Raw genomic sequence first — 2062 nt, forward strand, 5'->3', positions numbered from 1 at the left:
CGGCCTGCGTCGCCGCCCGTGGGGGCTCTACCTGGCCGTCGCCGCGGTGGCGCTCGCGGTGCTCTGGGCGCTGATCCCCGGGGTGTTCGCGCCGGGCGACCCGCTCACGGGCGTGCCGGCCGACAAGCTGCTGCCCCCGAGCGCCGCGCACTGGTTCGGCACGGACACGCTCGGCCGCGACCTGTTCGGCCGGGTCGTGCACGGCGCGGTGCACTCGCTCTCCGGCGCGCTGATCGCCGTGACGGTCGGCCTCGCCCTGGGCACGGTGCTCGGTGCGATCGCCGGATCGGTCGGCGGGATCGTGGACGACGTGCTGATGCGCATCGTCGACGTGCTCCTGGCGATCCCCGGCCTGCTGCTGTCGCTGTCGGTCATCATCCTGCTCGGGTTCGGCACCGTCAACGCGGCCATCGCGGTGGGACTCGGCAGCGTCGCGGCGTTCGCGCGCCTGATGCGCGCCGAGGTCGCGCGGGTGCGGCGCACCGAGTACGTCGAGGCGGCGTTCGGCAGTGGCGGGACGTTCGTCGCCGTGCTGCGCCGCCACGTGCTGCCCAACTCGCTCACCCCGATCGTCGCGCTCGCCGCGCTCCAGTTCGGCACCGCGATCCTCGCCATCTCCACGCTCGGGTTCCTCGGCTACGGCGCTCCGCCGCCCACGCCCGAGTGGGGCCTGCTGATCGCCGAGGGGCGCAACTACATCGCGACGGCCTGGTGGCTCACCGCCCTCCCCGGCCTCGTCGTGGTCGCGGTGGTGCTCAGCGCCAACCGCATCAGCCACCGCCTCGGAAGGGGAGTGCGATGAGCGCGAGCCCCGTCCTCACCGCCACCGACCTCACGGTGTCGTACGGCGACCGGGAGGTCGTGCACGGCATCTCGTTCGACATCGCCGAGGGTGAGACGCTCGCGCTCGTCGGCGAGTCCGGGTCGGGCAAGTCCACCACGGCGCACGCGCTGCTGGGGCTGCTGCCGGAGGGGGGTCGCGTCGACGCGGGGCGTGTGCTCCTCGGCGAGCTCGACATCTCCGGCTGGAGCGACCGCGCCCTGCGCAGCATCCGCGGCCCCGAGATCGGGCTCGTGCCGCAGGACCCCGCCACCTCGCTCGACCCCGTGCGCCCGGTCGGGGTGCAGGTGGAGGAGATCCTGCGCCTGCACGGGCACCGCGACCGGAGGTCGCGCCGGGCCAGGGCGATCGAGCTGCTCGACCGCGTGGGCATCGACGACCCGGGGCTGCGCGCACGGCAGTATCCGCACGAGCTGTCCGGCGGCATGCGGCAGCGCGTGCTGATCGCAACCGCGGTGGCGCTGCGCCCGCGGCTGCTGATCGCGGACGAGCCCACCAGCGCGCTCGACGCCACGGTGCAGCGCACGGTGCTCGACCTTCTCGACGAGCTCCAGCGTGAGGAGGGGACGAGCATCCTGCTGGTGACGCACGACCTGGGGGTCGCGGCCGACCGTGCCGCGCGGCTCGTGGTGCTCAAGGACGGCCGCATCGTCGAGCAGGGGGCGAGCGACGCGGTGCTCGCGGTGCCGCGGGAGCCGTACACGCGGCAGCTGCTCGCCGACGCGCCCGCCTTCGCGACCGGGTTCCGCCGGCCGGACGCACCGCCGTTCCTGCGGGATGCGGCCGCGGTCGCCGCCGAGAACCCCTACGCGATCGTCGCCGAGGGGCTCGTGAAGGAGTTCCGCGTGGCGGGTCGCGAGCGGTTCCGCGCGGTGGACGACGTGTCGTTCCGCGTGCGCCGCGGCACCACGCACGCGCTCGTGGGGGAGTCGGGCTCGGGCAAGACCACCACGGCACGACTCGTCACCCGGTTCCACCGCCCTGATGCCGGATCGATCGAGGTCGCCGGGGCCGACGTGACGGCCGCGACGGGGGCGCCGCTACGCGCGATGCGCCGGCGCATCCAGCTCGTGTACCAGAACCCGTTCGCGTCGCTCGATCCGCGGCAGCACGTCGTCGACATCGTCGCGGAGCCCCTGCAGAACTTCCGCGTCGGAGGCAGGGCCGAACGGCGGGAGCGCGCACTCGCCCTGCTCGACCGGGTGGCGCTGCCGGCCGACG

The 2062-nt window shown here is 74.6% G+C and carries 2 protein-coding genes; both read left to right on the forward strand.

Annotated features, from left to right (window positions below; translation table 11 throughout):
* Window positions 1–4 precede the first annotated feature (4 nt).
* Complete coding sequence (locus DW309_RS16940; protein ID WP_240744469.1) at window positions 5–802, forward strand: ABC transporter permease; 798 nt, start codon at window positions 5–7, stop codon at window positions 800–802.
* Window positions 799–2062 (forward strand): ATP-binding cassette domain-containing protein (locus tag DW309_RS16945; RefSeq protein WP_136046040.1); only part of this gene is annotated, 1264 nt, incomplete at its 3' end. The genes DW309_RS16940 and DW309_RS16945, both read left to right, overlap by 4 nt.

It is taken from the genome of Microbacterium sp. K41 (genome assembly GCF_004794395.1).
Lineage (GTDB): Bacteria > Actinomycetota > Actinomycetes > Actinomycetales > Microbacteriaceae > Microbacterium > Microbacterium sufflavum.